The sequence below is a fragment of the Rathayibacter sp. AY2B7 genome (genome assembly GCF_002931635.1).
Classification (GTDB): domain Bacteria; phylum Actinomycetota; class Actinomycetes; order Actinomycetales; family Microbacteriaceae; genus Rathayibacter.
Genome location: NZ_PSUC01000148.1, coordinates 1 through 5,974, shown reverse-complemented (window position 1 = coordinate 5,974; position 5,974 = coordinate 1). Strand labels below are relative to the sequence as shown.

Below are 5,974 nucleotides of genomic sequence, written 5' to 3'. Positions count from 1 at the left end.
AACCCCGAAGAGAAGGAGAGTCAAGTTTGACCTCTAGCAAATAAGACATCTCTCCGACCCGAAAGCCGGAAGCTGACATCAATTTCCAAAGGAATCCCAACCCGATCCGAAGATCAAGGCCGGGGTATAAAATTGGCATTGAACATAGTGCACGCTGTTGAGTTCTCAAGAATCGGACACATCCCGCCTCCACACCAGAACGGTGCTTCACAACGGAAGTGATCGAAGATGTTGTTGCTTGCGTCATACGCGTCTTCTCGGTAGACTAGGAGATGTTTCTTTCTCCCTGTCGCCGTGGCAACTTGTATAACTTAGCACATCCGCAGGCCGTGTCAAATCCGGCTTCTTCGCGATGTCGTCACGCTCGTAGGCGCTCCGACGTTGCTCGGTTCAGGACCTGAGTCCTGCGCCGGGCGGCGAAGTTGCTGGATCCGAGGAATCCTGCGAAGGCTTTACATCCGTGCGGCAGACCTGCTCCGAAAAGCTGTCTTGCCGAGTGGATGGTCCCGATTGAGGCCGGGACGTAGGAGCTGCTGCTCTTTCCGTTTCCCTGCGGCCTTTGTGGCGACTCGGAATAAGTTACGCAGCGATCGCGGTGCTGTCAAACGACGGGCCGAAATCGCACATCCCGGGCGTGTCGGGATCAGGGGTCCTCCCCGTCGGCGCCCGGTTCCGCGGGCGGATCCGGGGTCCGGGCCGGCTGCATCGGACCGAGGCGGGCACCCGCGCGCGCGGGATCCGACTCCACCGAGTGGAAGGACCCTCCCCGGAAACGACGAGGAGCGCGCGACCCGGATCGCTCCGGTACCGCGCGCTCCTCGAGGGCATGCCGGGACTACGCCCCGATGCCGACCACCTCAGGGGAGACCTCCGCACCGGGAGCAGAGGGCTCGAGCGCCTCGGCGACGCGCTGCGAGAGCGACGAGTCGACGTTCGCCCAGTACTGGAGCACGCGCTGCCGCAGCTCCGGACGGGTGACCTTCGACACGTGGCCGGCGATGTTCGCGACCAGGCGGGCGCGCGCGTCGTCGTCGAGGACCTCGCGGTAGAGCGTCCCCGCCTGACCGAAGTCGTCGTCCTCCGGGTGGAGGGTCGCCGCGGCGCGCGTCAGCTCGCCGTCGGTCTCCCAGCCGGCCGACTCCGCCGCCCGGGCGGGATCGGCGTGGGCGCCGCCCAGCGTGTTCGGCGCGTAGACGGGCACCTCGGACTTCTGGAAGTCGAACCGCATGGGGCCGTCCTTCGAGTACGAGTGCACCGGCGACTTCGGCGCGTTCACCGGCAGCTGCGCGTGGTTGGTCCCCACGCGGTAGCGGTGCGCGTCGGCGTAGCTGAAGATGCGCGCGAGGAGCATCTTGTCGGGGCTTGCCGCGATCCCGGGCACGAAGTTCGAGGGGGCGAACGCCGCCTGCTCGATCTGCGCGAAGTAGTTCTCGGGGTTCCGGTCGAGCGTCATGGTGCCGACCTCGATCAGCGGGTAGTCGGCGTGGGGCCAGACCTTGGTGAGGTCGAACGGGTTGAACCGGTAGCTCTTCGCGTCCTCGTACGGCATGACCTGCACGGACAGCGTCCACGAGGGGAAGTCGCCGCGGTCGATCGCGGAGGACAGGTCGCGGATGTGGAAGTCCGCGTCCTCACCGGCGATCTGGTCGGCCTGCTCCTGGCTCAGGATCTCGACGCCCTGGTCGGTCGTGAAGTGGTACTTGACCCAGAAGCGCTCGCCGGCGGCGTTGATCCACTGGTAGGTGTGCGAGCCGAAGCCGTCCATGTGCCGCCACGAGGAGGGGAGGCCGCGGTCGCCCATGAGCCACGTGACCTGGTGGGCCGACTCGGGCGAGAGGGTCCAGAAGTCCCACTGCATGTCGTGGTCGCGCAGGTGGCTGCCGGGCAGGCGCTTCTGCGAGCGGATGAAGTCGGGGAACTTGATGCCGTCGCGGATGAAGAAGACGGGGGTGTTGTTGCCGACGAGGTCGTAGTTGCCCTCGCTCGTGTAGAACTTCAGCGCGAAGCCGCGGGGGTCGCGCCAGGTGTCGGGCGAGCCCTGCTCGCCGGCGACCGTGGAGAACCGCGCGAGCATCTCGGTCTCGACTCCGGGCTGGAAGAGCGCGGCACGCGTGTAGGCGCTGACGTCGGCGGTGGTGGTGAAGCGTCCGAAGGCTCCGCCGCCCTTGGCGTGGACGACCCGCTCCGGGATGCGCTCACGGTTGAACTGGGCCAGCTTCTCGACGAGGTAGTGGTCGTGGAGCGCGAGGGGTCCGTCGGCTCCGACGCTCAGCGAGTGGTCGTCACTCGCGACCGGTGCTCCGGAGTTCGTGGTGGTGAATCGTTCCTCGGTCATGTTCCTCCTGTCGGCGAGGGGCACGGAGCCCGCCGCTGCGGTGTAGCGGATGTCGGTCAGTGGGCCAGGGCCAGGCAGTCGGGGCAGGTGCCCCAGAACGTGACGTCGGCGGTGTCCACGGCGAAGCCGCTCGCGGTCTGCGGATGCAGGCACGGCGCCTCCCCGACGACGCAGTCGACGTCGGCCACGGCCCCGCAGCGCCGGCACACCACGTGGTGGTGGTTGTCGCCGACCCGCAGCTCGAACCGGCGGGGGTGGCCCTCCGGCTCGATGCGGCGGACGATCCCGGCGTCGGTGAACGCCGAGAGCACTCCGTAGACCGCCTGGGCCGAGGCCTCGGGGAGGCCCTCGCGCACTCGGGCCAGGACCGCGTCCACCCCGGAGTGCGGGTGCTCCTCGAGAGCGAGGAGCACCGCGCGCCGGGTGGCGGTGACCTTGAGCCCGGAGGCTCGGAGCCGCTCGTCCACTGTCGTCATGCCGAGGACACTACCCGAGTTGTCTTGAGCGGATCAAAACAACGGGCGGCGTGGCGCGCTCATCCGGGTGAACGGCCGGGAACGCTCCGGCGGCCCCGCGGAGGCTCCGATCAGGCGACCGGACCCTCGACCAGCACGACCTGGGCGGAGCGGGCGGCGCCCGCGGAGTCGGTCCACGAGATCGTCACCGACTCCCCGGGCTCGCGCTGCGCGAGCGAGGCGGACAGCTGGTCGGCCGAGGCGACGGCGACCCCGTCGACCGCGGTGACGACGTCCCCCGCCTCGAGGCCCGCCTGCGCGGCCGGCCCGCCCTCGACGACTCCGCCGATCACGGCGCCGGACGCGGTGGTCGCGAGCGCGCGCGAGGTCGGCGACGCGGTGCCGGAGGAGAGGGAGACGCCGAGGAAGGCCGGATAGCCGATCTCGACGGTGGCCGTGTCGGCGCCCGCCTCGATGGTGGCCACGATGTCCAGGGCCTTCGAGATCGGGATCGCGAAGCCGGTGATGTCGGCCGTCCCGCTGGAGGCAGCGGTGTCCATCCCCACGACGCGGCCGGCGGAGTCGACGAGCGGGCCGCCGGAATCGCCCGAGACGATGTCGGCATCGGTCTGGATCAGCCCGGTCAGCGTCTCGGCGGAGATCCCCGACTCGGAGCGGGTGGTGATCTGCTGATCGAGACCGGTGACCGTGCCGGTGGCGGCGACCAGGTCGCCCGTCCCTCCCGCGTTGCCGACGGCGGTCACGGTGTCGCCCACAGCGACCCCGTCCGTGTCGAGCGAGGCGGGGGTGAGGCCGGAGGCGTCCTCCAGCTGCAGGACGGCGACGTCGTTCGTCGCGTCGGTGCCGACGACGCGGGCGGTGTAGCTGCGGCCCGTCGACTCCACCGTGACCGAGATCGCGGTGGCGCCCTCGACGACGTGGTTGTTGGTGAGGATCATGCCGTCGGAGGTGAGGATCATGCCGGTGCCGGCCGAGCGGGCGCCCTCGTAGGTGAGCTCGGAGGTGATCGTGACCACCCCGGCGGTCTGCGCGGTGCTCGCGGCCACGGCGTCGGTCGCGCCGGTGGCCGGCTCGGAGGCGGAGGAGCCGCCCTGCGACGAGCCGTACGGGGAGGAGCCGCCCTGCGTCGATCCGCCCCAGGAGGGGACGATCACGTACCCGCCGCCGAAGGATCCGCGCGAGCCGCCGGGGTAGACGATCGTGGCGGCGCCGGCCGAGGCGGAGGAGGCCGCCTCGGTGCGGCCGGCGGTGGCGACTCCGCCTGCTGTCACTCCGATCAGCACGGCGAGGCCGAGGCCGCCGGCGATCAGCGCCCGACGACGACGACGACGGTCGTCCGCGCGCAGCGCGCGCACCTCGTCGGCGCCCGTCGCCTCGGTGATGGCGGGCTGGTCGGTGAGCTCTCGCTCGTCGGATTCGTGTCGCTCGTTCATGGTGTCGTCCTCGTGCCGGGGCCGCCCCTGACGGCGACCGGTTCCCATTCCACGCCCGGCCTCCCGGCGCCGCCTGGATGTCGCTTATGCGGTTCCTATGAGCGCTCACCTCCCGAAAGGTTGTAGCTTCAACCAAAAGCAGGTAGCGTCTTTGCCGTGACCACCTCCTCCCCCGACCTGCTCGCTCCCGACACCGCGATGGGCGCGGTGACCCTCCGCGTCGCCGACCTCGACGGGATGATCGCCTACTACCGCGACGCCGTGACGCTCGAGCTGCTCTCGCACGACGGACCGGTCGCGGTGCTCGGCCGCGGCGGAGTGCCGGCCGTGATCCTCCAGCACGCGCCCGAGCTGGTGCACGCCTCGCCGCGCAGCGCCGGCCTCTTCCACACGGCGATCCTCTTCGAATCGGAGGCGGCGCTCGCCGCGGCCGTGTACAGCGTCGCGACCCGGCACCCCGGCTCGTTCACCGGCAGCTCCGACCACCTGGTCAGCAAGGCCTTCTACTTCGACGACCCCGAGCACAACGGCGTCGAGCTCTACTGGGACCGCGACCGCACGCAGTGGTCGTGGACGCACGGGCGGATCGAGATGAGCACGCTCTTCCTCGACCCGAACGCGTTCCTGCAGGAGCACCTCACCGAGGAGTCGATCGCGCAGCCGCGCCTCGGCGGCGCCTCCGTCGGCCACGTGCACCTGAGCGTGGGCGACGTCGCCACCGCGAAGGAGTTCTACGTCGACCGGCTCGGCTTCGAGACGACGATCGCGTACGGCGGGCAGGCGCTCTTCGTCTCGGCGGGCGGCTACCACCACCACATGGCGATGAACACCTGGAACTCGGCGGGCGCCGGACGCCGGCAGCAGGCCCTCGGCCTCGGACAGGTCGAGATCGTGGTGCCCGGCGCCGACGATCTCGGCGCGCTCGGCGAGCGGCTGGCCCGCTCCGGAGTCGCCACCCGCGACGACGGCCTCACCCTCGCCTTCGAGGACCCCTGGGCGAACGCGATCCGCGTCACGACCTCCTGAGCGCCGCCGATCGCGGGGACCCCCGCGGGTACGATGGTCGCGCGGAAGACCGCACTCCCCCGAGACTCCGGAGAACACGGTGCCCACGATCGTCGTTGAAGTCATGCCCAAGGCCGAGCTGCTCGACCCGCAGGGGAAGGCCGTCGCCGGCGCGCTCGCGCGACTGGGCCACTCCGCCCTCCACGGCGTGCGGGTGGGCAAGCGCTTCGAGATCACCGTCGACGAGGTGACCGACGAGGTGCGCGCCTCGGTGCAGCGCATCGCCGACGAGATGCTCTCGAACTCGGTGATCGAGGACGTCGTCGGGATCCACTACCCGGCGGAGGCCGCCCGATGAGGATCGGCGTCATCACCTTCCCCGGCTCGCTCGACGACCGCGACGCCCAGCGCGCCGTCCGGTTCGCGGGTGCGGAGCCGGTCGCGCTGTGGCACGGCGACCACGACCTCGACGGCGTCGACGCGATCGTCCTGCCGGGGGGCTTCTCCTACGGCGACTACCTGCGCTGCGGCGCCATCGCCTCCCACTCCCCGATCATGCGCGAGGTCGTCGACGCGGCGAACGCCGGGACCCCGGTCCTCGGCATCTGCAACGGCTTCCAGATGCTCACCGAGGCGCACCTGCTGCCCGGCGGCCTGATCGCGAACGACATCGGGTCCTTCGTCTGCCGCGACCAGCGCCTGATGGTCGCGAGCACCGAGACCGC

The 5,974-nt window shown here is 70.2% G+C and carries 6 protein-coding genes; 3 read left to right on the top strand and 3 right to left on the bottom strand.

Annotation, left to right across the window (positions count from 1 at the left end; genetic code table 11):
* Positions 1-835: 835 nt before the first annotated feature.
* From C5C27_RS16330 to C5C27_RS18430, 3 genes are all read right to left on the bottom strand, one after another.
* Positions 836-2,335, bottom strand: a complete 1,500-nt coding sequence (locus tag C5C27_RS16330; RefSeq protein WP_104314928.1) for a catalase — start codon at positions 2,333-2,335, stop codon at positions 836-838.
* A 56-nt stretch (positions 2,336-2,391) separates the two neighbouring features.
* Positions 2,392-2,811, bottom strand: a complete 420-nt coding sequence (locus tag C5C27_RS16325) for a Fur family transcriptional regulator (RefSeq protein ID WP_104222735.1) — start codon at positions 2,809-2,811, stop codon at positions 2,392-2,394.
* A 110-nt stretch (positions 2,812-2,921) separates the two neighbouring features.
* Entirely contained in the window at positions 2,922-4,244 is a 1,323-nt protein-coding gene (locus C5C27_RS18430; RefSeq protein WP_104314927.1) for a S1C family serine protease, read from the bottom strand.
* A gap of 198 nt (positions 4,245-4,442) precedes the next feature.
* Between C5C27_RS18430 and C5C27_RS16315 the strand changes: the two genes are divergently transcribed.
* The 3 genes from C5C27_RS16315 to C5C27_RS16305 all read left to right on the top strand — a co-directional run.
* The gene (locus C5C27_RS16315) at positions 4,443-5,270 is read left to right on the top strand and encodes a VOC family protein (RefSeq protein ID WP_104314929.1); all 828 of its coding nucleotides are present in this window, start codon (positions 4,443-4,445) and stop codon (positions 5,268-5,270) included.
* 79 nt (positions 5,271-5,349) lie between these two features.
* A complete protein-coding gene (purS, locus tag C5C27_RS16310; RefSeq protein WP_104222736.1) occupies positions 5,350-5,607 on the top strand; it encodes a phosphoribosylformylglycinamidine synthase subunit PurS in 258 nt (85 codons plus the stop codon).
* The coding region (locus tag C5C27_RS16305; protein WP_181133574.1) for a phosphoribosylformylglycinamidine synthase subunit PurQ at positions 5,604-5,974 on the top strand (371 nt) is incomplete at its 3' end. The genes purS and C5C27_RS16305, both read left to right, overlap by 4 nt.

Coding starts and splice junctions, on each gene's coding strand:
- C5C27_RS16330 (WP_104314928.1), bottom strand. CDS start 2,335: ATGACCGAGGAACGATTCACCACCACGAACTCCGGAGCACCGGTCGCG.
- C5C27_RS16325 (WP_104222735.1), bottom strand. CDS start 2,811: ATGACGACAGTGGACGAGCGGCTCCGAGCCTCCGGGCTCAAGGTCACC.
- C5C27_RS18430 (WP_104314927.1), bottom strand. CDS start 4,244: ATGAACGAGCGACACGAATCCGACGAGCGAGAGCTCACCGACCAGCCC.
- C5C27_RS16315 (WP_104314929.1), top strand. CDS start 4,443: ATGGGCGCGGTGACCCTCCGCGTCGCCGACCTCGACGGGATGATCGCC.